This is a genomic window from Aequorivita sp. KMM 9714, from assembly GCF_011065475.1.
Lineage (GTDB): Bacteria > Bacteroidota > Bacteroidia > Flavobacteriales > Flavobacteriaceae > Aequorivita > Aequorivita sinensis.
Genome location: NZ_JAAGRO010000001.1, coordinates 727,516 through 752,932, shown reverse-complemented (window position 1 = coordinate 752,932; position 25,417 = coordinate 727,516). Strand labels below are relative to the sequence as shown.

The window sequence follows — 25,417 nt, the reverse complement described above, 5'->3', positions numbered from 1 at the left end:
TTACAACATTTATTTATAAAAATCACCAATCAATAAATCTAGTGATGATACTCCAAAGGTACGAGTTTTGAAATAATCCGTAGCATGAATAGCTTCTTGGTTTTTAATATGAATATTTAGAAATGTTTAAAATTTTAAAGCAAAGAAAATGCTTAGCTTTCAATACTTTTGAAAAGAATTAATCTTAAAGTTGAAATTGAAAAAGCTTTTATTTCTCATATTACTATTTTATACATCCTCCCAACTTTCCGCTCAAAACAAACAGACGGAAAAGGATAGTACTGGAATTTATCAAGAAATAGAGTCGTATTCTAAAAAGAGTAAGTTTACAAAAATGGTTCATCGGTGGCTATTTAGATCTACTGCTAATAAATCTAAGGTGGAACCTACCCATAAAAAGAACCCCAATTATAAAAAACACGAAGGAAAAATAATCCGTAAAATAATAATCAACACTAAAGATCCTTTTGGGTATTCTATAAATGATAGTACTCAAACTGCAAATAGTTGGCTAGAGAAAACTGGAAACAATCTTCATATTAAATCTAAACCCTTAGCTATTCATAATTTTTTACTTCTAAAAGAAAAGAAACCTTTAGACACCTTATTGCTTTTAGAAAGTGAGCGTTTGCTTCGTTCACAAAACTACATTCGTGAGGTTAAGATTGAAACCCAGGAAATCCCTAATTCCAAAGATTCTATAGACGTAGTTATTACTGCGCTGGATTCGTGGAGTTTAACACCTAAGGTTCAGCTTTCTGGCTCTCAGACGAAATTCAAACTAAAAGAGCGGAACATTCTTGGTACAGGGCATCAGTTAAGACTAGAGTTTTCAAATAGATTGGATGATGGAAGTGACGCCTACAAAGCAAGTTATAGCGTTCCAAACTTCTTGAATACCTTCATAAGTGCTGATGGAAGGTATTCTATTGATTACGAAGGTTATTTTGAAAAAACCCTAGCACTCGACCGCATATTCTACTCACCATTAACCCGTTGGGCAGGAGGAGTATTTTTACAAGAACGCTTTTTAGGAAGAGAATTAAAAAACGACACCGCAGGCTACGCAGTAAAAAACATGAAATTTATTGCCCAAGATTACTGGGGTGGACATTCATTTCGGTTATTTGAAGGTAATTCCGAAAGAGAACGAACAACAAACCTTATTTTAAGTGCGCGTGCTTTACTAGTAGATTATAGAGATATCCCTCCTATTGAATACGATAGCATCCGATTCTTTTCCGATGAAAAATTTTATCTAGCAAGTATAGGAGTAGCCTCTAGACAATTCGTGAAAGACAATTATATTTTTAAAGATGGAATTACCGAAGATGTTCCGGTAGGCGTAGTCTATTCAATTACTGGGGGAATTCAGAATAAAAACAATAAAAACAGACCTTATCTTGGAGCGAAAATAGCCTATGGCAATTATTTTAAGTTTGGGTTTTTAAGCACCAATTTTGAACTTGGAACATTCTTTAATGATGCCCATACGCAGCAAACTGTATTCAATTTTGAAGCCACCTATTTTTCGCACCTACTACAACTTGGAGACAAATGGAAAATGAGACAGTTTGTAAAACCTCAATTTGTAATAGGAATGAACCGTCTAGAATCTGAAGTGGATAGGCTAAGCCTTAATGAGCGAGGTCATTTTAATGGAGCGTATGGTAACCTTTATTCCAATTATAGAAATGGAGCCATTCACGGCTTCGATGCCTCAATTGTAGGAACTCAAAAATATGTTCTTGCCTTGCAAACACAATTTTACTCACCTTGGGAGCTCTTAGGTTTTAGATTTAATCCATTCGTAAATGTAACCCTAGGAATGCTTGCAGAAAGTAATAGAAGTTGGAAACGAAATCCTATATACTCTTCGTTTGGACTAGGATTCATTATCAGAAATGACTATTTAGTTTTTAGTTCTTTTCAGTTGTCATTTGCATATTACCCTCAAATTCCTGGACAAGGAAAAAATATCTTTAAATCTAATGCTTTTGAAAGTGAAGACTTTGGCTTCCAAAACTTCCAAATTGGGAAACCTAGAACTGTAATCTATAATTAACCTTCAACTTCTTTATTCTGAAGCAGAAATCAATCTTTTAAAAATTGAATGTTTCTTGTGAGTCCAATGTACTTTGTTCGCTTTACTGCACTCTTTTTAAATATTTCACGAAAAACGTCTTCGGTAATTTCCTCCCAATCTTTTTTCGTCATAGAAAGTAATTCAGGATGAGGATTAAAAAGCGGTTCGTTATGTGGTTTACTGAAACGATTCCAAGGGCAAACATCTTGACAAATATCACAGCCAAACATCCAATCTTCAAATTTTCCTTTTTCCGAAATAGGAATTTCGTTTTTCAATTCAATAGTGAAATATGAAATACATTTGCTTCCATCTACAACCCTATCTGCTACAATAGCATTTGTAGGGCAAGCATCAATACAAGCTGTACAGGTGCCACAATGGTCTGTAACGGGGTTATCGTATTCTAAGTCGAGATCGACGATTAACTCAGCAATAAAATAAAATGACCCAGATTGTTTAGTGAGCAAGTTACTGTGTTTTCCTATCCACCCTAATCCACTTTTTGCAGCCCAGGCTTTATCTAATACTGGAGCAGAATCGACGAAGGCTCTTCCATTCACTTCACCAATTTCTTCCGATATAAAGTGCATTAGTTCTTTTAGCTTATCTTTTATAATAAAATGATAGTCGGTGCCGTAGGCATATTTAGAAATTTTATATGAATCAGGGTTTTGAGTTTGAGAAGGATAATAATTCAGCAATAAAGAAATCACACTTTTAGAACCCGGCACTAAAACAGTAGGGTCTAGTCTTTTATCGAAATGGTTTTCCATATATCCCATTTCGCCATTCATATTATTTTTAAGCCATTTTTCTAATCGAGGCGCTTCTTCTTCAAGAAAAGCTGCTTTGCTTATACCACAAGAAAGGAACCCCAAGCGTTTTGCTTCGGATTTTATTAACTGCGAATATTTTGCTGCATTTTCAATCAAAGCTTATCTTAAATTAAACTCCAAAATTGCATTTTTTGGCTTTAAGGTTATTAGTGGTTTTATTTCTATTGGTGAATTCTTTTCAGAAATCTTATATGTTTTTACAATTTCTGCAATCGCTAATATCATTTCATACATTGCAAAGTTATTACCAATACATATTCTTGGGCCAGCACCAAAAGGAAAATAGTGACCCGAATACTCTTTAGCGTTCACATCCGAAAACCGTTCTGGTTTAAATTTCACAGGCTCATCCCAGTTTTTTGGGTCGGTATGAATCTCTAACAATGAAAATAATAAACTTGAATTTTTCGGAATAAACATCCCTTCAAAAGTATCGTCTTCAATATTCACCCTATCTATAAAATATGCCGGAGGGTAAAGACGAAGTGATTCTTCAATTACATTCTTAATATACGAACAGTTTCTAATGAATTCCATTAAGCCTGTCGAATTCTCGGATGCGGCAGTTATTTCATCATAAATCTTATCTTGTACTTGAGGGTTTCGAGCTAATAATTCACAAGTAAATGTAAGTGCATTTGAAGTTGTTTCGTGACCAGCAGTAAACAATATTAAAATTTCATCTATCAACTGCTTATCGTCCATTCCACTTCCATCTTCGTATCTAGCGTCTAAAAGCATATCTAATAAGTCATCCTCACGAACACCCGATTGTCTCCTTTCATTAACAAGTTTCTTAAGAATGTTTCTCGCTTCTTTAGTTTCAGCAAGGTGTTTAGAAAGTTCACCGCTCAACTTAAACCACCAGCCCAAGTACGGCATACGTAATTCCTTTACCAGCATTTGTTGAGCAGATTCGGTGATATGTTGAAGCCTTTTTATTTCTCGACTGTCAACGGCACTACTAAAAAGAGATTTTACTACCGTTTGAAAAGCGAGGTCGTTGAAAATAGGAAAGATATCTTTCGCTTTACCCGTTTCAATCTTAGAAAGTTCAAATTCAATTGCACTTTGAATGGCGTCTAGTAAATTAACCAACTGTTTTTTATGAAAAGCAGGTTGAATTAGTTTACGTTGTTTTTGCCAAAGTTCACCTTCTGAAGTAAGAAGTCCGTTACCTACATACTTAACAAGGTCACGAGTTTGTATGGGAGATTTTTTATAATTCTTATGGTTTTTCTGAAGTGCATATTGTGCTAAGCCAGCATCACGAGAAAAAATTACAGATTTCCCAAAACCGAGCTTCAACCGAAACGTGTCCCCCTTATTTTCAAAATTACTATGATGAAATGGTAGGGGATTTTTTAAAATCTGAGTGGAGTGAATCAGAAATCGGAAGGCAGAAACCGATGGGATTTTCTTTACTTCCATAGCACAAATTAAAACAATTCACTTTGAGTTGAACCTCTATTCTTCCCAAGATGCTTATATGCCGCCTCGGTAACTTCTCTTCCCCTTGGAGTTCTCATAATAAACCCTTGTTGAATTAAGAAAGGTTCGTATACTTCTTCAATGGTTTCAGGACTTTCCGAAACAGCGGTTGCAATAGTAGTAATTCCAACAGGTCCGCCTTTAAACTTTTCGATTATTGTTGAAAGGATTTTATTGTCCATTTCATCTAAACCAAAGGCATCTACATTCAAGGCGTTTAACCCAAACCTTGCTATTTCAATATCAATTTTTCCGTTTCCTTTTATCTGAGCAAAATCTCTAATTCTACGTAAAAGAGCATTTGCAATACGAGGTGTACCACGACTGCGTCCTGCAATTTCTATAGCAGCTTCCATAGCGATAGGCACATTTAAAATACTTGCACTACGCTGTATAATTGTAGTTAACAATTCGGTAGAATAGTATTGAAGTCTTGAAGAAATTCCAAAACGTGCACGCATAGGCGCTGTAAGTAAACCTGAACGGGTTGTTGCACCTACTAGCGTAAAGGGATTTAAATTAATTTGAACCGAGCGCGCATTAGGCCCAGATTCAATCATTATATCAATCTTATAGTCTTCCATTGCTGAATAAAGATATTCTTCAACAATAGGGCTTAAACGGTGTATCTCGTCAATAAAAAGCACATCCCGTTCATCCAAATTGGTAAGTAATCCTGCAAGATCACCTGGCTTGTCTAATACAGGACCAGAAGTTACTCTAATATTAACGTCGAGCTCATTTGCAAGAATATGCGCTAATGTTGTTTTCCCTAATCCTGGAGGCCCGTGAAATAGGGTATGATCTAAAGCTTCACCTCTTTGATTTGCAGCTTGAACAAAGATTTGAAGATTTTCCAATGCCTGATCTTGTCCAGTAAAGTCTTCAAAGCTTAATGGACGCAATTGTTTCTCAATATCCAATTCCTGTGGGGATAAATTTTCGCCGGTGGGATCAAGGTTTTCATTCATAAAACAAATATAAGGAATCAGTAGATAGGAAGTGTAATTGTAATTAATGTAGAAATAAGAAAAAGCAGAAAAAACAACAAGCCGTGCTTTTTAGCACGGCTTGTCAAATAACTTGTAGTCTCCTCACTTCCTACTCATTATTATCTATTCAAAGATAACATGGTTTAAACTACTAGGAAATACGTGTTACTACTAATATTTTGCGTTAAACAGAGATTAATTAGTGTTCTAATTCATCCTCATTGTCCTGTAATGGCACGTTTTGAGGAACATAATCTTGACCAGCAATTACGTAATCTGTTTCGTCTTTATTAAGTTTACTATAATCGTAAGCCCAACGGTAAACATGTGGTATTGGACCAGCCCAGTTTCCATGGATGTGTTTTTGTTCTGCTGTCCATTCTAATGTTGTAGAATTCCAAGGGTTTTTTGGACCTATCTTTCCGTAGAACATAGAGTGGAAGAAGTTGTAAAGGAACACTACTTGTACTGCAATCGTCATAATTGCAAACAGCGTCATAACAACATTAATATCATGTAAGTCATCAAAATATGGGAAACTTGTGTTGTTGTAGTATCTACGAGGTAGACCTGCTAAACCAACAAAGTGCATTGGGAAGAAAATCCCGTAAGCTCCAATTGCTGTTACCCAGAAGTGGATGTATCCTAATTTTTTATTCATCATACGTCCTTCAAACATTTTAGGGAACCAGTGGTAAACCCCAGCAAGAAGTCCATAAAGCGCCGAAATACCCATCACTAAGTGGAAGTGAGCTACAACGAAATAAGTATCGTGAACGTTAATATCTAATGCACTATCTCCAACGATAATACCAGTAAGACCACCAGTTATGAAAGTAGAAACAAAACCGATACTCCATAGCATAGCTACGTTCATCTGTAAGTTACCTTTCCATAAAGTTGTAATCCAGTTAAATGCTTTTACAGCAGATGGAATTGCAATAAGTAATGTGGTAAAAGTAAACACAGAACCTAAGAATGGATTCATCCCTGAAACGAACATATGGTGACCCCATACAATTGTAGAAAGGAATGCAATTGCAAGGATAGACGCAACCATCGCACGGTATCCGAAAATTGGCTTACGAGCATTTGTAGCCATAATTTCAGATACAATACCCATTGCAGGTAGAATTACAATATATACCTCTGGGTGACCAAGGAACCAGAATAAGTGTTCAAACAATACTGGAGAACCTCCTTGGTGATGTAATACTTCACCAGCAATATAAATATCTGATAAGAAGAAAGAAGTACCAAAACTTCTATCCATTATAAGCATTAAAGCCGCTGAAAATAATACTGGGAAGGCAACTACACCAATAATAGCAGTTACAAAGAATGCCCAAATTGTTAAAGGAAGACGCGTCATAGACATTCCTTTAGTACGCATATTTAAAGTTGTAACTATATAGTTAAGCGAACCTAACAATGATGATGCAATAAATATCGCAATAGATATCAACCATAATGTCATACCTGCTCCAGAACCTGGAATAGATTGCGGTAAAGCACTAAGTGGAGGATAAATTGTCCAACCTGCTGATGCCGGTCCTGCTTCAACGAATAATGAGAAAACCATTATTGCACTAGAAATAAAGAACAACCAGTAAGAAACCATGTTTAGGAATCCTGAGGCCATATCTCTTGCACCAATCTGTAATGGAATTAATAAGTTACTAAAAGTACCACTCAATCCAGCTGTTAGTACGAAGAATACCATTATAGTACCGTGAATCGTAACTAATGCAAGGTAAACACTAGGATCCATAACTCCTTCTGGAGCCCATTTCCCTAGTAACATTTCAAAAATTGTAAAACTTTGGTCTGGCCATGCTAGTTGTATTCTAAATAATAAAGACATTAGAATACCAATAGTACCCATAAACAAACCTGTAATTAGGTATTGCTTAGAGATCATTTTATGATCTTGGCTAAAGATATATTTAGTTACAAATGTTTCTTTATGATGATGCCCATGATCTTCGTGATGATCTTCTATTGCGTGAGCCTGTGCGTGTGCTGACATATCTTTTTAAGCTAAATTTTCTATTAATATTATTTGCTAAGTTGTTCTGCCAAGGTAGGCTGTTCTGCCAACCAAGCATTATATTCTTCTTCAGATTCAACTACAATCTTCATTTGCATGTTATAGTGGCTAATACCACAAATCTTGTTACAAAGAATCATATAATCAAATTCATAAGGATCTAGAGGTTCTTCACCAGCAGCTTGAAGCTCTTTACTCTTCTCGGCTCTAATTTCATTAATGTTTTGAACCTTGTTGATAATATGATCTTCTTGACGCATTTCCTCAGTTGTAACTGTAGGCGTAAATGCAAATTGAGTAATCATACCAGGAACACAGTTCATTTGCGCTCTAAAGTGTGGCATGTAAGCAGAGTGTAATACATCCTGAGAACGTATCTTAAACAATACTTTTCTACCAACCGGTAAGTGAACTTCAGTTACAACTTTATCGTCTTGACCGTTAGGATCTGAAGGATCAACACCTAAAACGTTAACACCTTCGATTAAACGAACGTTAGCATCACCTAGTGTGTTGTCATTACCACCGTAACGTGCTTTCCAATTAAATTGTTGAGCATATAGTTCTATAACAAGTGGATCATCATCCTTATCAACATTCATAATGTCTGTCCAAGTGAAAAGACCATAAATAATAAGTCCAGCAAGAACAATTACAGGAATAATAGTCCAGATAAATTCTAATTTATCGTTATCAGCATAGAATGTCGCTTTTTTGGTTTTGTTACCTCTATAAACAAATGCAAAGTAGTGTAACAACCACTGTGTAAGAATACCAGCCGCAAAAATAACGATCATCGAAACCAACATTAAGTTGTCAATTTGCGCACCGTGTTCTGAAGCAGACTTTGGTAACAAGGTATCATACCATAACCAGAAAGAAACAATAGTTAAGATATAGATAAAGGCTAAAAATCCTAACATTAAATAACCTTGGTGGTTATTATCTTCATCTGAAGCGATATCAGAATGAGTTGTCGATTTAATCTGAGCCAATCGAAATATCCTGCTTATTTGCCAAACAGAGATTCCAAAAAGGAGAATTACTAAAATTACTAAAAATGCGGTCATCTTTAAATTTCTTCTTTTAAACTAAATGATTAAAAATGGTAGTTTTCACTTTCTTTGATAAATGGGTCGTTCTTAGGTCTTAGAGATACTTTTCCAAGTCCATTTCCAACAACCATAATGAAAAGTCCTGCAAAGAATAACAATGCAGCTACTTCAGGTATTCCAAAGCCCCAGTTGTGTCCAACTGTTGATGGCATAACTAATAGGAAGACATCTATATAGTGACCTACCAAGATGAATACTGCTGCTATAACAACAAACCATGGAACTTTTTTGAAATCACTATTCATTAACACAAGTAATGGGAACACAAAATTAAGTATTAGCATTCCAAAAAACAATCCTTGATACTCCTGAATTCTTATGATAAAGTAAGTTACTTCTTCTGGAATGTTTGAGTACCAGATTAGCATAAACTGGCTAAACCATAGGTAAGTCCAGAAAATACTGAAAGCAAACATATACTTAGCTAAGTCGTGTAAGTGTCTATCACTTACAAAAGACAATAGCCCTTTGCTCTTTAAGTGAATTGTTACTAAAGCAATCACAGTGATTGAAGAAACAAACATAGTTGCGAATACATACCATGCAAACAATGTACTATACCAATGTGGAGTCATAGACATGAACCAATCCCAAGCCATAGTAGCTTCAGTTAATAGGAAGAAGATAAGGAAGAAAACTGATGCCTTAAAGTTCTTTCTATAGTGATCAAAGTTATTTGCTTCAGCTTGTGCTAAAGAGTTTTTTCTTGAGTAGTAACGGTAAATATTCCATCCTAAAAGATAGATTGCAGCACGGATAACAAAGAATGGGAAGTTAAGGTATCCCGACTTTCCTTGTAAAATTTTATCCTCTGCTACTAAATCAGCATTTTGCCAAGGATAGAAGTGTTCTCCTGCAAAAATTACAAGAACAAAAACAATAATTGATCCTGGTAATAAATAAGATGTTATTCCTTCCATTACTCTATATAGTACTGGAGACCATCCTGCTTGTGATGCAAATTGAATTGCGTAAAACACAAGTACACCTAAAGCAATCATCATAAAGAAGAATGCAGCTACGAATGTAGCAGACCAAGGTCTAGTTTGTAATTGGTGTAGTACGTGTTCTTCATGTGATGAAGCTCCGTGACCTTCAGCACTTAAATCGGTTGCGTGCTCCATTGCAGCTCCTGAGTACCCTTCTTCACCTCTTGCAATATCAATGAAGTTAGCAGTATCTTCTTTATGATCCACTGCATGGTTTTCGCCATGGTGAGCCTCTTGTTCTGCTAAAATCTTTTTAACATCATCAATGGTCTTGGGAGTAGTCATAAACCCAAAGATTATTCCTGCAAGCCCTAGGACCATTAGAACAATAGAAAACAGTTTTAATTTACTTGGTAGCGTATACATATCTTTAGCCATTCTCTTTAATAAATCATTAATTACGTTCTACTTTTGAGTAGAGTTGTCATCTGTAACTGAGGTAAGAGACTCCGTTAATTCTTTTTCAGCTTGCACTGTTTCAAGAACACCAGGTTCACCTTTTAAGGATGCTTTTAAGTCCATTACGTGCATTGCTATTTGCCAACGTTCTTTTTCAGTTGTTTGCGAAGCATATGAACCCATTGCATTCAATCCATAAGTCTGTACGTGATAAATCCCTCCTGGTACAATTGTACGTCCTGCATCAGCAAAACTTGGAATACCTAAAAACTTTTCACGAGTTGCTAAGATTCCTTTTCCATCTCCTTTATCACCGTGGCAAACTGCACAATATATATTGAATAAGTCTGCTCCAACTTTTAAGTTTTCTTCAGTAACCTTATAAGGATTATCAAGTTCAGCTTTAGCTAAATTTAAACCTTCTGTACTGTTTTCATATTCATAAGGAACAAAACCACGAGGAACAGTATTTTCTACTGGCATCATTGCTGATTGTTGCCCTGGGAAAATCTCATACTCTCCATAGGTTTCGTAACCTACCGACTCATACATATTCGGGAAGTACTGATAATTTGGCTTTTTGTCATTAAAACAAGAAGTCAAAACTACAGAGGCACAAATTGCGATTGCTATGTTTTTTAATGTTTTCATACTAGTGGTCCTGCTCATTTTCAATTAAACTAATCTCTGATGCACCTGTGTCATACAAGAATTTAGAAAGCGTTTCAACATCGTGATTGTCTACATCTACTTCCATTAAGAAATGGGCATCAGTAGTACGTGGATCTGGATTTTCTGCTTTTCTAAAAGGCCAAAGCTTACTTCTCATATAAAATGTAATTACCATTAAGTGACCAGCGAAAAATACAGTCAACTCAAACATAATTGGGATGAAAGTAGGCATGTTTTGGTAGAAAGTAAAACTTGGTTTTCCACCAATATTTTGAGGCCAATCTTGAATCATCATATAATTCATCATCAGCACAGCAACTGTTAAACCACATAATCCATAAAGGAAAGAGGTAATCGCTAGTCGCGTTGGAGCCAGACCTAATGCGTGGTCTAATCCGTGTACTGGAAATGGTGTAAATATTTCAGAAATATGATATTTTGCCGCACGGGTTTGGTTTACAGCCTGCAATAACAGGTCGTCATCCGTGTAAATAGCGTGTATTTTCTTTGCAGCCATAATTATTTGTTGTTTTTTAGGATTAGCGCCTGTCCAGCCCAATCATCACGTTTGGCTCTTCCAGGGAATTCACTAACAATCTCATCTAATAAATCGTATTCACGGTCAGTCATTCTACTTACCTGATCAAAAGTAAAGATACCTATCTGATGCAGTTTTTGCTCCATCACAGGTCCAACTCCATTAATCAACTTCAAGTCATCTTGCTCTTCAACATCAGGATTAAATGTTCCTATAGTTGAAAGTAACGAGTCTACTTTTGCTTTATCAGACACAATATTTTGTGAAGCTACAGGCTTTTCAACTACCGGTCCACCGTCAAGTGCTCTTACGTGGCTAACATCATTTCCGTGTTTCGCACGTAAATTCTTGAATTTCTCACCTGAAGATTTCAATATTGTTTTCACCTCTGCTTGTGCAATTACAGGGAATGTACGCGCATATAGAAGGAATAGAACAAAGAAGAAACCAATAGTTCCTACGAACGTTCCTATATCAACAAATGTTGGTTGGAACATTGTCCATGAAGAGGTCAACCTATCTTTTGTAATGTTTACAACGATAATGTTGAAACGCTCAAACCACATTCCGATGTTAATCACTAATGCAACAATAAATGTCCAAATAATGTTTCTTCTATATTTCTTAATCCATAAGGTCATTGGAACAACAAAGTTACAGATAATCAATGCCCAGAATGCCCACCAGTAAGGTCCTGTTGCAGCACCGTATGAAAGGTAAGTGTAATCCTCGTAAGGAACACCAGAATACCACATCACGAAATACTCAGTAGCATAAGCAACTGTTACAATACCTCCCGTTAGTAGGATTACTTTGTTCATATATTCAATATGAACTATTGTAATATAGTTTTCTAGGTTAGACACTTTTCTCATTATTATAAGAAGCGTTTGTACCATTGCGAATCCTGAGAAAATCGCACCTGCCACGAAATATGGAGGATAAATAGTACTATGCCATCCAGGAACTACAGAAGTTGCGAAGTCAAAAGATACAATGGTGTGTACAGAAAGTACAAGTGGAGTCGCTAAACCTGCTAATACAAGTGAAACTTCCTCAAAACGTTGCCAGTCTTTTACACGACCACTCCATCCAAAACTAAGGATTCCGTAAATCTTTTTCTGGAAAGGACTTTTAGTCTTATCACGAATCATCGCGAAGTCAGGAAGTAATCCTGTCCACCAGAATACCAATGAAATTGATAAATAGGTAGAAATCGCGAATACGTCCCAAAGAAGAGGCGAGTTAAAGTTAACCCATAGTGATCCAAATTGGTTAGGTATTGGAAGTACCCAATATGCTAACCATGGACGACCCATGTGAATAATCGGGAATAAACCTGCTTGAACAACGGCGAAAATTGTCATTGCTTCCGCAGAACGGTTTACAGCCATTCTCCATTTTTGACGGAAAAGTAAAAGTACTGCAGAAATAAGTGTTCCTGCGTGACCAATACCTACCCACCAAACGAAGTTAGTAATATCCCAAGCCCATCCAACGGTCTTGTTCAAACCCCAAACTCCAATTCCAGTAGAAACTGTATAAATAATACAACCTAATCCCCATAAAAATGCAATAAGGGCTATGGTAAAAACAATCCACCAAGATTTATTTGCTTTTCCTAGTACAGGAGCTGCTACATCTGCACTGATGTCTTGATAGGACTTTTCGCCCAGAACCAGTGGTTCTCTTATAGGTGCTTCGTAGTGTGACGACATATTTAATTATTAAATAATTGGTTCTTGATTAAATTATTATGCTTCAGAAGTGTTTTTAACTATCATTTGATAGAAAACGTTTGGTTTAGTACCAACATTTTCAAGAAGATAGTACATTCTGTCATCTTTTTTCTTCTTAAGTATTTCTGATTCTTCATCATTTACATCTCCAAATACCATGGCTCCAGTTTCACAAGCATTTGAACATGCTGTAGCAAATTCACCATCTCTTACTGGCCTACCCTCACGCTTAGCGTCTAGTATAGTTTTCTGAGTCATTTGGATACATAAAGAACATTTTTCCATTACTCCACGAGAACGAACTACCACATCTGGGTTAAGTACCATTCTACCAAGGTCGTTATTCATGTTGTAATCAAACTCATCATTTTCACTGTATAAGAACCAGTTGAAACGACGAACTTTGTAAGGACAGTTGTTAGCGCAGTAACGAGTACCAACACAACGGTTATAAGCCATATGGTTTTGCCCTTGACGCCCGTGAGATGTTGCCGCTACTGGACAAACAGTTTCACAAGGTGCGTGGTTACAGTGCTGACACATTACAGGCTGGAATGCTACTTCAAGGTTTTCATAGTTTGGCACCTCTACGGCTTCATAACTATCAAAAGCAGGAAGGTTTTCGTACATCTCAGCTTCTTCCTTAAAGGTTTCCCCTGCAGAGTAATATCTATCGATACGCAACCAGTGCATATCACGGAATTTTCTAACTTCAGTTTTACCAACTACCGGTACGTTGTTTTCAGCGTGACAAGCGATAACACAAGCCCCACATCCCGTACAAGCATTTAAATCTATAGATAAGTTAAAGTGAGTTCCGATAGTAGTATCGAATGGACTCCAGATATCTGCTTTTTTATCACGAACGGAAATAGGAGCGTGATCATAGTCTACAACTGGAACAGCATTCCACTCACTTACATCTTTAGTATTAAAAATCTCTAAAGTAGTATCCTTTATAATATCGTTACTACGTCCAGCCATTGTGCTTTGCAACTGTACGCAAGCAAACTCGTGCATTCCACTAGCTTTTTCGATATTTACTTTTTGAACATCAGAGAAGTTCTGGTAAAGCGGGTAGGCATTAATACCTGTTTGCATTTCTTCTTGAATAGCAGCTGTTTTACCATAACCTAAAGCTAGACCAACAGATCCTTTAGCTTGTCCAGGTTGAATAATAACAGGAACTTTTTCAAGAACAACACCACCTACCGATACGTTTACATAACTACCGTTTAAGGCACCATTTGCAACGTTCTTATTAACAAGTCCTAACTCTTTAGCGTCTGCAGCTGAAACAGTAAGGTAGTTATCCCAAGATGCTCTTGTAATTGGATCTGGGAATTCTTGTAACCAAGGGTTGTTTGCTTGTTGACCATCACCAATACCTGTTGATGTATACAATGTCAACTCGTAACCTCCTTCTTGAGATAAAGCTGCAAGCGCACCATTAGATGTACTTTCCTGCATTAAACCAGAACCTTCAGTAGCTGGCTTAACTTCTTCCATTTTCATTTCTACATCACTAGAAACAAAACCATCGTGAAGAGCTTCATTCCAAGAACCTCCAGACAAAATAGAACTTGTCCAAACTTCTTTAATGTAATCGTAATATTTTTTTGAGTTACCTGTCCACTGTAATATGCTATCTTGGAATTGACGCGTATTGAATAATGGACGGATAGTTGGCTGAGTAAGGCTATAAGTACCTTTCTTAATTTGTGCATCACCCCAAGACTCTAGGTAGTGAGGAGTTGCAGCAACTAATTGTGCCAATGATGCTGTTTCATCTTGCTTCATACTGAATGCAAGACTCATTTCAAGCTTTTGGTAAGCTTCAGCAAATTCTTTGCTATTTGGTAGCGAGTAAACTGGGTTTACACCTACTGTAATTAATCCTTTTATACTTCCAGAAATAACGCCGTTAACAACACTCATCACTTCGCTAGTACTTCCTTGTCTAACAAGTAATGGCTTATTAACATCAATTGCCTCACTATTAGCATTGAAATCCAAAGCTAACGTTTGCGAAGCTACATCTGGTAAGCCAGTCACCAATAATGCTTTTCCTCCAGCTTTCTGAAGTTGAGCTTTTGCTTTATTCACTGCGTCAGCAATATTTTCTGGCAAGCCAGAAGCACTTCCGCCAGTTAAAGCCTTAAGTATTTGTAATTGTTGAGATGGAGTTGCCGCAACACGCTTATCAGCTTTAGCACCAGTCAATGTAAAGTTAGCCTCAAACTGAATATGTCGAGACATTTTTCCATTTTTAGGCACTCTTCCTTGAGCATATCCTTTGCTATAGCTTCCTCCTTGCCAATCTCCTAAGAAATCTGCACCAACAGAAACAATAACTTCAGCTTTTGAAAAATCGTAATCTGGTAATGCGCGAGTTCCGTATTTATTTTGGAAAGCATCTAATGCAGCTGAACTAGACACGGTGTCATAAACAACGTGACGCACATTAGGATACTTAGTAGTAAATTCAGAAATTAACTTAGATGTAGATGGACTCGCGAATGTTTGAGTAAGTAGAACTATGTCTTTCCCAGACATTTCGTTCATCTTCTGCGCAATAGCAGTATCAAACTCCGGCCACGATACTTCAGATCCACCAACCATAGGACCAGTTAATCTATTTTTATCATATAATGATAAAACCGATGCGTGAACACGAGCATTTACACTTCCTCCATTTTTAGCTAAATCATTCTTCTCAATTTTGATAGGACGACCTTCGCGTGTTTTTACCAATATATTGGCAAAATCGAAACCATCCGCCATTGTAGAAGCATAATAATTTGCTACACCTGGAACAATTTCATCTGGCTGAACAACATAAGGGATAGATTTCACTACAGGTCCTTCACAAGCCGCTAAAGTTGCAGCTGCTGTAGAAAAACCTACATATTTTAAGAAATCACGACGCGTGGTAGAAGAAGCTGATAAAGCTTCTTTGTTTCCAAGAAATTCGTCCGTAGGTATTTCAGTTACAAACTCATTGTCTTGTAGCGCCTTCACAATAGTGCTGTCTTCATTCAGCTCTTCAACACTTTTCCAGTATTTCTTGTTTGATGCCATATTGCTATTTGTAATTATCCTTTTTTATTTATTAATAGTGACACTTGCCACACTCCAATCCACCCATTTCGGCGATTGTCAATTTTTCTACACCGTACTTCTTAGAAAGCTCTTCATGTATCTTAGCGTAGTACTCATTAGACTCTAAGTTAACATTGGTCTCTTTGTGGCAATCAATACACCATCCCATTGTAAGTGGCGCAAACTGCTCCATAACCTCCATACTCTCAACTTCACCGTGACACTTTTGACAATCAACTCCCGCTACTGTTACGTGTTGTGAGTGGTTGAAATATGCGAAATCAGGAAGATTGTGAATACGAACCCATTTTACAGGCTTTGTTTCGCCAGTATATGCTTGTTGCTCTGGATCCCATCCAACAGCGTCATACAACTTAGCGATTTCACCATCGTAAAATTCTTTTGAGTACTCTTCAGTAGCAGTATCTTCTGCAACTTCAGAAATATTTTTATGACAGTTCATACAAACGTTTAACGAAGGTATACCTGCAGTTTTACTCTTTCTAGCTGAACTATGACAGAAGTTACAATCTATCTGATTGTCTCCTGCGTGAATTTTATGCGAATAGTGAATTGGCTGAACCGGAGCATATCCTTGGTCAACTCCTACTTGCATTAAGTATCCGTAAGCGAAGTAGCTTCCAAAAAGAATAAAGAAAATAGACGTAACTAATACCAAGAATTGATTCTCAGCAAAAGCCTTCCAGATTGGAGTACGCTTTTCTCTTTCTTCATAAACTACACCGTTAGCTTCAGCAATTCTCTTCAAGGTAGTAGATACCATATAAAGAAGAATAACCAACAACAAGAATACAAGAACTAGCGCACCTAACACTAAAGCATTAGAAACACCCTCACCTCCTCCTGTACTTGCAGCACCTCCAGCAGGAACTTCAGCAACAACAGGCGCAGCTTTTGGCTGACTTGTATACGCAAGGATATTATCGATATCCTCATCAGACAGTCCTGGGAAAGCCGTCATGACAGCTTTGTTATTTTCTTCAAATAATCTTACTGCAGTTGCATCACCTGAAGCAATAAGAGCTGAACTATTTCGAATCCAGCTGTACAACCAATCACGGTCAAACTTATCGGCCACACCTCTTAAGGCAGGACCAACCGCTTTTTTGTCCATCTTGTGACAGGCAGCACAGTTTGCCTTAAATAATGATTCACCCGCAGCAACATCACCTCCAGCATCAGCCGGCGCATCCGCAGAAGCAGCTTCCGCTTCATCTTGAGAATACGAGGTAGTTGAAAAAGTTAGTGTAAGCACTAACAATAGAAGTGGCAATTTTGATCGTAGATGTATAAAATTCACCTTTTTCATACTAATGGTTAAATTATTGTCGATAGTTTGGCACAGAATTAGTTAGGTTATGTTTTAACAGAATTACTCTTTCCGTACCGCAAATAAAGGAGCAAAAATACATTATTAAGTCGATTTTGGAAATGCAAACAAAGTGTTAACCATTAATTTATATTAGTTCTAAATAATAAATTTGCGCTTCACTCAGTTATTAAGTTTTACATTTGCATTAAAGATATAATTATATGAAATCAACAACTTCTCACAAGATTTTTATAGCCAGCATTTTACTGATTTTATTATCAGCTAATAGCTATTCACAAAGCGCAACACTTCAGGTAAATCAAGATCCAAAAATCACACAATTGTTAGATTTGAAAAAGAGTCTTGAAAAAGACAATAAGCTAACAGATGGCTACACCATACAGCTTTATTACGGTGAATTGGATAAAGCCAACCAAATACTACGAAAATACAAGGGTAGTTTTAGCAATTGGCCTGCTTCTATTGAATACGAAACTCCGAACTACAAAGTATGGGCCGGAAGTTTTGACACCCGTATAGAAGCGGAAAGAGCTTTGCTTAAAATACAACAAAGCTTTAGTTCTGCTTTTATCTTAAAGCCAGAAAGAAGAAAGTAATTTTACACTTCCAATTTCTCCAATCTAGAAAACGAGATTTTATTCATTTTTCTAGACTTCTCAATTTCCATATTCTGAATGGGACGGTTTTTTTTAATTATTCTGAAGACTGCTCTTTAGGAACAAATGATATTAATGAACAACTATTTTCTATATATCCAAACCCTGTTAATGAAGTTTTGGTATTAAATGACACAAAAGATATTGGCAAGCTTAAAACCCAAATTTACTCAACAGAAGGCAAGCTTTTAAACACACAACATATAAATTTTAATAAGCAAAATTTAATCGATCTATCAAATCTTTCCAGCGGCATCTATTTTTTAAATATTGAAGATGAAGAAGGGAATACTGAAACAAAAAAGTTCTTTAAAGAGTAAACTGTTAACTATACCTACAAGGAGATTGCTTCGTGCCTCGCAATGACACCTTGCAGGATATTTAGGGTTTAAAATAGTTTAAACAAAAAAAAAAAAAAAAACGCTCCGAAAAGTTAATTTTCGGAGCGTTTTTAATATTTATAGAAACTAGTTATTACTTCAACTTCTTCTTCACTGCTACTTCTTGGAAAGCTTCAATAATATCGTTTTCTCTAATATCGTTGTAGTTTTTAATTTGAATACCACAGTCGTACCCTTTAGATACTTCTTTCACATCGTCTTTGAAACGTTTTAAAGAAGCTAGTTCACCTGTGTAAACCACAACACCTTCACGAATCAATCGAATACCCGAGTTTCTAAAGATTTTACCTGTAAGCACCATACAACCTGCAATGGTTCCAACTTTCGATATTTTGAATGTTTCACGAATTTCGGCTGTACCAGTAATCTCTTCTTTCATCTCTGGAGATAGCATTCCTTCCATCGCATCCTTTACGTCGCCAATTGCATCGTAAATGATAGAGTATGTACGGATATCTATTTCTTCCTTATCAGCTATCTGACGCGCATTACCCATTGGACGCACGTTAAATCCAATTATAATTGCATCGGAAGCAGAAGCTAACAACACATCGCTTTCGGTAATTGGCCCAACAGCTTTATGGATTATATTCACCTGAATTTCTTCAGTAGATAGTTTTTGGAATGAATCTGTCAATGCTTCCACCGAACCATCAACATCTCCCTTAAGGATAATATTAAGTTCTTTAAAGTCTCCAAGAGCAATACGTCTTCCAATTTCATCAAGCGTAATATGACGTTGTGTTCTTACCGACTGCTCACGTTGTAATTGAGTACGTTTAGTAGCAATAGATTTTGCTTCACGTTCATCTTCAAACACGTTAAACTTATCACCCGCTTGAGGCGCACCATCTAAACCTAGTACAGATACTGGAGTTGACGGACCTGCTTCCTGAACATTTTTACCACGCTCATCTTGCATTGCCTTAACCTTACCACTATGCTGACCAGCTAGCAAGTAGTCTCCTACCTTCAATGTACCTCCTTGCACTAGTACTGTTGAAACATAACCACGACCTTTGTCTAGGAATGCCTCTACTACAGTACCATCTGCTAGACGGTTTGGATTTGCTTTAAGCTCTAGTAATTCAGCTTCAAGCAATACTTTTTCTAGTAATTCTTTAACACCAACTCCTGTTTTAGCAGAAATATCGTGTGATTGAATTTTACCACCCCAATCTTCAACCAATAGGTTCATTTGAGCTAGTCTTTCTTTAATCCTTTCTGGATTAGCAGTAGGCTTATCAATTTTGTTTATCGCGAAAACTATTGGCACACCCGCAGCTTGTGCGTGGCTTATTGCCTCCTTAGTTTGTGGCATAATATCATCATCTGCCGCTACAACAATAATTGCAATATCTGTTACTTGAGCACCACGAGCACGCATCGCTGTAAACGCTTCGTGACCAGGAGTATCAAGGAAAGCTAGTTTTTGACCTCCATCAAGCTCTACGGCGTACGCACCAATATGCTGCGTAATACCTCCAGACTCACCTGCAATTACATTTTCCTTACGTATGTTATCTAGCAATGACGTCTTACCGTGATCAACGTGACCCATTACAGTTACAATTGGAGCTCTTGGCAATAAATCTTCAGGAGCATCTACGTTGCGTTCTATAGACTCTTCAATATCTGCAGTTACAAATTCAACGTCGTAACCAAATTCATCGGCAACAATACTTAGTGTTTCTGCATCTAGACGTTGGTTCATCGTAACCATCATACCCAAACTCATACAAGCTGAGATAATTTTGGTAACAGGAACATCCATCATAGTTGCCATTTCGCTAGCTGTTACAAACTCGGTAACCTTAAGAAGCTTACTTTCTGCTTCTTGTTGTGCCATTTCCTCCTCAGTTTTCTGACGGTGGAAATCTCTTTTTTCACGACGATACTTAGCACCCTTCCCTTTAGAAGACTTCCCTTGAAGTTTTTCTAAAGTTTCGCGTACTTGTTTTTGTACTTCTTCTTCGCTAGGCTCTTCTTTAGGAGTATTTGGACGCGGCTTTCTGCCTTTTCCACGATTATCTCTAAAGTTTCCACCTCCAGCAGTTTTAGGAGCTTCTTTACTTATACGACGACGCTTACCTTTTTTGTCTTTGTTAGCGTCTGCCTTAGGATCTTTTTTCTTTTCAGGTTTTTTAAACTGAGAAAGATCAATTTTTTGACCTGTAAAGTTTGGACCTTCTAGTTTGCGGTATTTTGTAGTTACCGTATCCGAATCTTTTATTGAAGGCTCCTCTTTGGCTTCTTCTTTAGATTCAACCTTAGGCTCAACTTTCGGTTCTTCTTTAGTTTCTTTTTTAGAAACAGGAGTTTCAGCAGGCTTTTCTACTTCTTCTTTTTTAGCAGGAGGAGTTGGTTTCGTTTTTGGCTTTTCTTCTACAACCTTTTCTTCTTTAGCCTTTTCTTCCACCTCAGGTTTTTCATCAACCTTTGGTTTTTCGGCTTTAGGTTTTTCTGCTACAACTTCAGGCTTTTCTTGTTTTTCAACCTTTACCTTTTCTTCTTTAGCAGGCTCCACCTCAACTGGTTTTTCCGCAGCTTTAGGCTCTTCTTTTTTAGGTTTCCCCGTAGAAAGATCAATCTTACCTACTTGTTTAGGACCCTCAAGTTTAGCACCAGCTCTGATTACTCGAGAAGCTTCTTCTTTCTTTTGCTTTTCTTCAAGCTCACGCTCACGCGCTAATCGAAGCTCTTCTTTCTCCTTGCGCTTTTCCTCACCAATTTCCTTGGATTCTACTTTTTTACTTTTGTCGGTTTCAAACTCTTCAAAAAGAACTTCGTATTCATCGCCCGTTATTTTAGTGTTTGGACTTGCGACCACATCGAAACCTTTTGTGCTCAAAAATTCCACGGCACGATCCAACGAGATATTAAATTCACGTAATACCTGACTTAGTCTTTTTTTCTTTACTCCAGCCATAAATGCTTTTTCCTGTTTTTCTTTTTAAAAAATTTGTATAAAAGTAGTCAAAGTTTCAACTACTCTTCAAATTCTTCTTTTAATATATTAATTACATCAAGAATGGTTTCTTCTTCCAAATCGGTTCGTTTAACCAAATCCTTGATATCGTGTTCTAGTACACTCTTAGCTGTGTCTAGACCTATTTTATGGAATTCTTCGATGATCCAGCCTTCTATTTCATCTGAGAATTCACGCAACTCTACGTCTTCTTCTGCGCCTTCACGAAGCACATCTATTTCATAACCTGTTAATTGACCTGCAAGGCGAATGTTATGCCCTCCACGACCAATTGCTTTACTCACTTCTTCAGGACGAAGAATTACTTCAGCTCGCTTAGTCTCTTCATTTATTTTAATTGAAGTTACTTTTGCTGGGCTTAATGCACGAGTAATATAAAGGTTAATATTACTTGTATAATTTATAACATCGATATTTTCGTTTCCAAGTTCACGTACAATACCGTGTATTCTTGAACCTTTCATACCAACACAAGCTCCTACAGGATCAATACGATCATCGTATGAATCTACAGCAACTTTTGCTTTTTCACCAGGAATACGAACTACTTTTTTAACAGTAATTAAACCGTCAAACACTTCTGGAATTTCTTGTTCGAATAATTTTTCAAGGAAAATTGGGTTTGCGCGCGACATAATAATTGTCGGTTTATTTCCTTTTAAATCAACGCTTTCAATAATTCCACGAACGTTATCTCCTTTTCTAAAAAAGTCTGAAGGAATTTGTTTATCCTTTGGAAGGATAACTTCATTCCCTTCATCGTCTAACAATATAACGGCACGGTGACGAATGTGATGAACCTCAGCAGTGTAAATTTCTCCTTCAAGATCTTTAAATTGCTTATAGATGATAGTATTATCGTGCTCGTGAATTTTTGAAATAAGGTTTTGACGCAATGCCAAAATAGAACGACGTCCTAGGTCGATTAACTTTACTTCTTCCGAAACATCCTCTCCAATCTCAAAATCCGGCTCAATTTTTTGTGCTTCGCTTAAAGAAATCTCTTCGTTTGGATCCTCTACTTCTCCATCTGCAACCACAACACGGTTTCTCCAAATCTCCAAATCCCCTTTATCAGGGTTTACAATTATATCAAAGTTATCGTCACTTCCATATTTCTTTTTCAGTGCATTTCTGAAAACGTCTTCAAGTATCGCCATAAGCGTTACTCTATCTATTTGCTTATCATCTTTAAACTCTGAAAAAGAATCGATTAGTGCTAAGTTTTCCATATCAATTCTATTAAAATGTTATCATCACTTTTGCTTCCATAATATCTTCATAAGGCAGTGTTGCCTCTTTTTGAACGGTAACTTTCCCCTTTCCTACTGGTTTAGGCTCTCGCACAGACCACTTCAAGGTACAACTTTCTTCGTTCGCAGCGATTAATTCGCCTTCAATTTTTTCTTCGTTTTTAGTTTTTATTTTAAGCGTTCTACCTAAGTTCTTTTTATACTGCCTAGGTAAAGTCAATGGTTCTGAAACACCCGATGACATTACTTCTAATGAGAAATCATATTCCTCACGGTCCAAATTATGTTCAATTTGTCGGCTAACAGCTATACAATCTTCAACCGTAACGCCTTTATCGCCGTCAAGGATGACCCGTATTTGGTTGTCTTCAGTAATATTTAGGTCGATCAAAAACAGAGATTGGTTTTCTGCTAAAGCAGTTTCTAGTAGTTGTGCTACTTTTTCTCGCATCGTTTTTTTTAGCTATAAAAAGAGGGGACTTTTAGTCCCCTCAGATATTTTCGTATCAAAATCGGTGCAAATATACTATAATTTTTTAATATTATAAAAATCAAGGGCAACCGATTTATTTTTGTAAATTATCATCGCTAAAAAATTTAATCCCAAAACTATTTATGAAACGTATTTTAGTCCCCACAGATTTTTCCGAACAAGCTGAAAACGCCCTTAAAGTAGCTATAAAATTAGCTAAAAAACACAATAGTGAAGTTTACGTTTTGCACTCTTTGGAAATTCCCATGCAATACGCTACTGCTAAAGATTCTGGCAGCCTTCCTGAATCGCTGTATTTTATAAAACTTACTGAAAAACGCTTTAACGACCTTAGAAATAGCGACTTCCTTGAGGGAATTACGATAAACGAGACAATTGGTCACAACGAAATTTTTGAGGATATCAATGAAGCTTGTAAGAATTATGACATAAATCTTATCGTTATGGGATCTAATGGTGCAAGTGGATTTAAAGAAATGTTTGTAGGAAGTAATACAGAAAAAGTAGTTCGCACCGCCGAAGTTCCAGTTTTAGTGATAAAAAATAATCATTCGGAATTTAATGTGGAAGATTTTGTATTCGCAACTGATTTTTCTGAAAATTCACGCGGTACATTAATTAAAGCTTATGATTTCGCTAAAAAAATTAACGCAAAACTACATTTGCTATACGTGAACACGCCTGCAGGTTTTAAAACTTCTGGCCAAGCTCAGGAGTTAATGGAGGATTTTGTAGATGGTATGGGAATTGAAAATTACTCTCTAAACATCTATAACGACACTACTGTGGAAAAAGGAATACTAAATTTCACAAAATTCATAAATGGTGAATTAATTGGAATGGCTACCCACGGACGCAAAGGTATTTCGCACTTTTTTAATGGAAGTATCAGTGAGGACATGGTAAACCATGCTAATATGCCAGTAATTACATTTAAGAAATAAAGAAATACCTACTTAATTTTTTTGAAGCCTGTGATCTATCAAGTCCACAGGCTTTCTACTTAAAGGTGGAAACCTAAGTGCTTGAATCTCTTTAGATGAGGCAAATTCTAATTTAGGCGCTACTCTTAATTTTGCTCTAAAATGATCCTTGATATCTAAAAGAAGCTCTTCGGAAATATTATCGGAAGCAATCTTTATTAAAATTTCATCGGTACCTAATTCATTGTGGAACACTTCAATTACGTAGCTTTCAACTTCTGAAAAGTTATTTAAAATATTATACATCGCCGGCGGATACAAGGTAGTTCCCTTATATTTAATCATTTGCTTTTTACGCCCAACAACTGGCCCTAAGCGCATGGTATTACGTCCACACTTGCACCTTTCATCATTTGCTTGAACCATATCACCAGTTTTAAAACGCAATAATGGCATCGCTTCAACACCTAAGGTGGTAATTGTAAGTTCGCCCACTTCACCATTTTTTACGGGGTTATTATTTTCATCCAAAATTTCAGCAATAATTAATTCCGGATGGTGATGACCGCCAACGTGATATTCGCATTCATTAAAAGCTGTGCTCATTTCGGTAGAAGCGTAAGTTGAAAACAACTCAATATCCCAATCTTTTTTAATTTTTTTTGACAGTATATTCAAAGAAAAATCTTGATCGCGAATAGGTTCACCAATGCATATAGCTGCTTTAACACCTGTATTTTTTAAATCTATATTATGCTGTTTTGCATATTCTATAAGTTTTAAAAGAAACGAAGGCACTGTAATTAAGTAAGTAGGATTAAATTTTAAAATCGAATCCCATTGTAGCTCAGGAATCCCAGATCCAACTCGAATGATTCCCGCTCCCAATTTTCGAGCACCTAAAAAGTAAGCCAACCCTGCCATAAACCTGCGGTCGATAGTGGTCATCAACTGCATCACATCGGTCTTCTTAACTCCTGCACACTCAAATGAAATCGCTTCGTTATAGGCTAAGCGGTTTAAATCATTATCGGTAAGGGCAAATATTACAGGGTCACCCAAAGTCCCAGAGGTTGTAACATAGTCTATAATTTCAGCTCTTGGCACACATATAAAATCATCATTATAACGCTGCAGAAAATCTTTAGTAGTAACAGGAATTTTATAAAGGTCTTCTAGCTTCTTTATTTCTGAAACGTTAATATTGTTTTCCTTAAAAAAGCGCTTGTAAAATGGAGATTTCTCATTTAGATATTCTAGCGTGTCTTTAAGCTTCTCTTCTTGAAAGACTTTTATTTCTTCTTTGGATGCTTTTTCTATTTCTGGAATCATTTAC

Annotated in this window: 18 protein-coding genes; 3 read left to right on the top strand and 15 right to left on the bottom strand. The window is 36.7% G+C overall.

The window, feature by feature from the left end; translation table 11 throughout:
* Positions 1 to 196 precede the first annotated feature (196 nt).
* Entirely contained in the window at positions 197 to 2,065 is a 1,869-nt protein-coding gene (locus G3A46_RS03340) for a hypothetical protein (protein ID WP_206735947.1), read from the top strand.
* A 29-nt stretch (positions 2,066 to 2,094) separates the two neighbouring features.
* On the opposite strand, the gene queG is transcribed toward G3A46_RS03340, so the two are convergent.
* The 11 genes from queG to G3A46_RS03285 all read right to left on the bottom strand — a co-directional run bounded on the left by queG (position 2,095) and on the right by G3A46_RS03285 (position 17,342).
* A complete protein-coding gene (queG, locus tag G3A46_RS03335) occupies positions 2,095 to 3,021 on the bottom strand; it encodes a tRNA epoxyqueuosine(34) reductase QueG (RefSeq protein WP_165146195.1) in 927 nt (308 codons plus the stop codon).
* 3 nt (positions 3,022 to 3,024) lie between these two features.
* Positions 3,025 to 4,356 carry a cytochrome P450 gene (locus tag G3A46_RS03330; protein ID WP_165146192.1) on the bottom strand — a complete coding sequence of 444 codons (1,332 nt, stop codon included), beginning with the start codon at positions 4,354 to 4,356 and terminating at the stop codon, positions 3,025 to 3,027.
* 8 nt (positions 4,357 to 4,364) lie between these two features.
* Complete coding sequence (ruvB, locus tag G3A46_RS03325) at positions 4,365 to 5,387, bottom strand: Holliday junction branch migration DNA helicase RuvB (RefSeq protein ID WP_139855568.1); 1,023 nt, start codon at positions 5,385 to 5,387, stop codon at positions 4,365 to 4,367.
* Between the two features lie 220 nt (positions 5,388 to 5,607).
* The gene (locus G3A46_RS03320; protein WP_165146189.1) at positions 5,608 to 7,437 is read right to left on the bottom strand and encodes a cbb3-type cytochrome c oxidase subunit I; all 1,830 of its coding nucleotides are present in this window, start codon (positions 7,435 to 7,437) and stop codon (positions 5,608 to 5,610) included.
* Between the two features lie 29 nt (positions 7,438 to 7,466).
* The gene (locus G3A46_RS03315) at positions 7,467 to 8,528 is read right to left on the bottom strand and encodes a cytochrome c oxidase subunit II (protein WP_165146186.1); all 1,062 of its coding nucleotides are present in this window, start codon (positions 8,526 to 8,528) and stop codon (positions 7,467 to 7,469) included.
* Positions 8,529 to 8,557: 29 nt separating this feature from the next.
* Entirely contained in the window at positions 8,558 to 9,928 is a 1,371-nt protein-coding gene (locus G3A46_RS03310; RefSeq protein WP_165147600.1) for a quinol:cytochrome C oxidoreductase, read from the bottom strand.
* A 39-nt stretch (positions 9,929 to 9,967) separates the two neighbouring features.
* Positions 9,968 to 10,612 (bottom strand): cytochrome c, encoded by a 645-nt coding sequence (locus G3A46_RS03305; RefSeq protein WP_241836853.1) that lies wholly within the window; start codon positions 10,610 to 10,612, stop codon positions 9,968 to 9,970.
* 1 nt (position 10,613) lies between these two features.
* Positions 10,614 to 11,150, bottom strand: a complete 537-nt coding sequence (locus tag G3A46_RS03300; protein ID WP_139855572.1) for a DUF3341 domain-containing protein — start codon at positions 11,148 to 11,150, stop codon at positions 10,614 to 10,616.
* A gap of 2 nt (positions 11,151 to 11,152) precedes the next feature.
* Positions 11,153 to 12,889, bottom strand: a complete 1,737-nt coding sequence (gene nrfD / locus G3A46_RS03295) for an NrfD/PsrC family molybdoenzyme membrane anchor subunit (RefSeq protein ID WP_165146183.1) — start codon at positions 12,887 to 12,889, stop codon at positions 11,153 to 11,155.
* 36 nt (positions 12,890 to 12,925) lie between these two features.
* A complete protein-coding gene (locus tag G3A46_RS03290) occupies positions 12,926 to 15,991 on the bottom strand; it encodes a TAT-variant-translocated molybdopterin oxidoreductase (protein WP_165146180.1) in 3,066 nt (1,021 codons plus the stop codon).
* A 31-nt stretch (positions 15,992 to 16,022) separates the two neighbouring features.
* Complete coding sequence (locus G3A46_RS03285; protein WP_165146177.1) at positions 16,023 to 17,342, bottom strand: c-type cytochrome; 1,320 nt, start codon at positions 17,340 to 17,342, stop codon at positions 16,023 to 16,025.
* Between the two features lie 224 nt (positions 17,343 to 17,566).
* Between G3A46_RS03285 and G3A46_RS03280 the strand changes: the two genes are divergently transcribed.
* Positions 17,567 to 17,962 (top strand): SPOR domain-containing protein, encoded by a 396-nt coding sequence (locus G3A46_RS03280; protein ID WP_165146174.1) that lies wholly within the window; start codon positions 17,567 to 17,569, stop codon positions 17,960 to 17,962.
* 534 nt (positions 17,963 to 18,496) lie between these two features.
* Here G3A46_RS03280 and infB read toward each other — a convergent pair.
* Genes infB through rimP form a run of 3 tightly spaced genes read right to left on the bottom strand, consistent with a single transcriptional unit; the run spans position 18,497 to position 23,116 of the window.
* On the bottom strand, positions 18,497 to 21,352 hold the full coding sequence (gene infB, locus G3A46_RS03270) for a translation initiation factor IF-2 (protein WP_165146168.1): 2,856 nt from the start codon (positions 21,350 to 21,352) through the stop codon (positions 18,497 to 18,499).
* 59 nt (positions 21,353 to 21,411) lie between these two features.
* Positions 21,412 to 22,644 carry a transcription termination factor NusA gene (gene nusA, locus G3A46_RS03265; protein WP_139855581.1) on the bottom strand — a complete coding sequence of 411 codons (1,233 nt, stop codon included), beginning with the start codon at positions 22,642 to 22,644 and terminating at the stop codon, positions 21,412 to 21,414.
* A gap of 10 nt (positions 22,645 to 22,654) precedes the next feature.
* The gene (rimP, locus tag G3A46_RS03260; RefSeq protein ID WP_139855582.1) at positions 22,655 to 23,116 is read right to left on the bottom strand and encodes a ribosome assembly cofactor RimP; all 462 of its coding nucleotides are present in this window, start codon (positions 23,114 to 23,116) and stop codon (positions 22,655 to 22,657) included.
* A 164-nt stretch (positions 23,117 to 23,280) separates the two neighbouring features.
* On the opposite strand from rimP, the gene G3A46_RS03255 reads away from it, so the two are divergent.
* Entirely contained in the window at positions 23,281 to 24,102 is an 822-nt protein-coding gene (locus G3A46_RS03255) for a universal stress protein (protein ID WP_165146165.1), read from the top strand.
* 12 nt (positions 24,103 to 24,114) lie between these two features.
* On the opposite strand, the gene G3A46_RS03250 is transcribed toward G3A46_RS03255, so the two are convergent.
* Positions 24,115 to 25,413 (bottom strand): AMP-binding protein, encoded by a 1,299-nt coding sequence (locus tag G3A46_RS03250; RefSeq protein ID WP_165146162.1) that lies wholly within the window; start codon positions 25,411 to 25,413, stop codon positions 24,115 to 24,117.
* Positions 25,414 to 25,417: the final 4 nt, after the last annotated feature.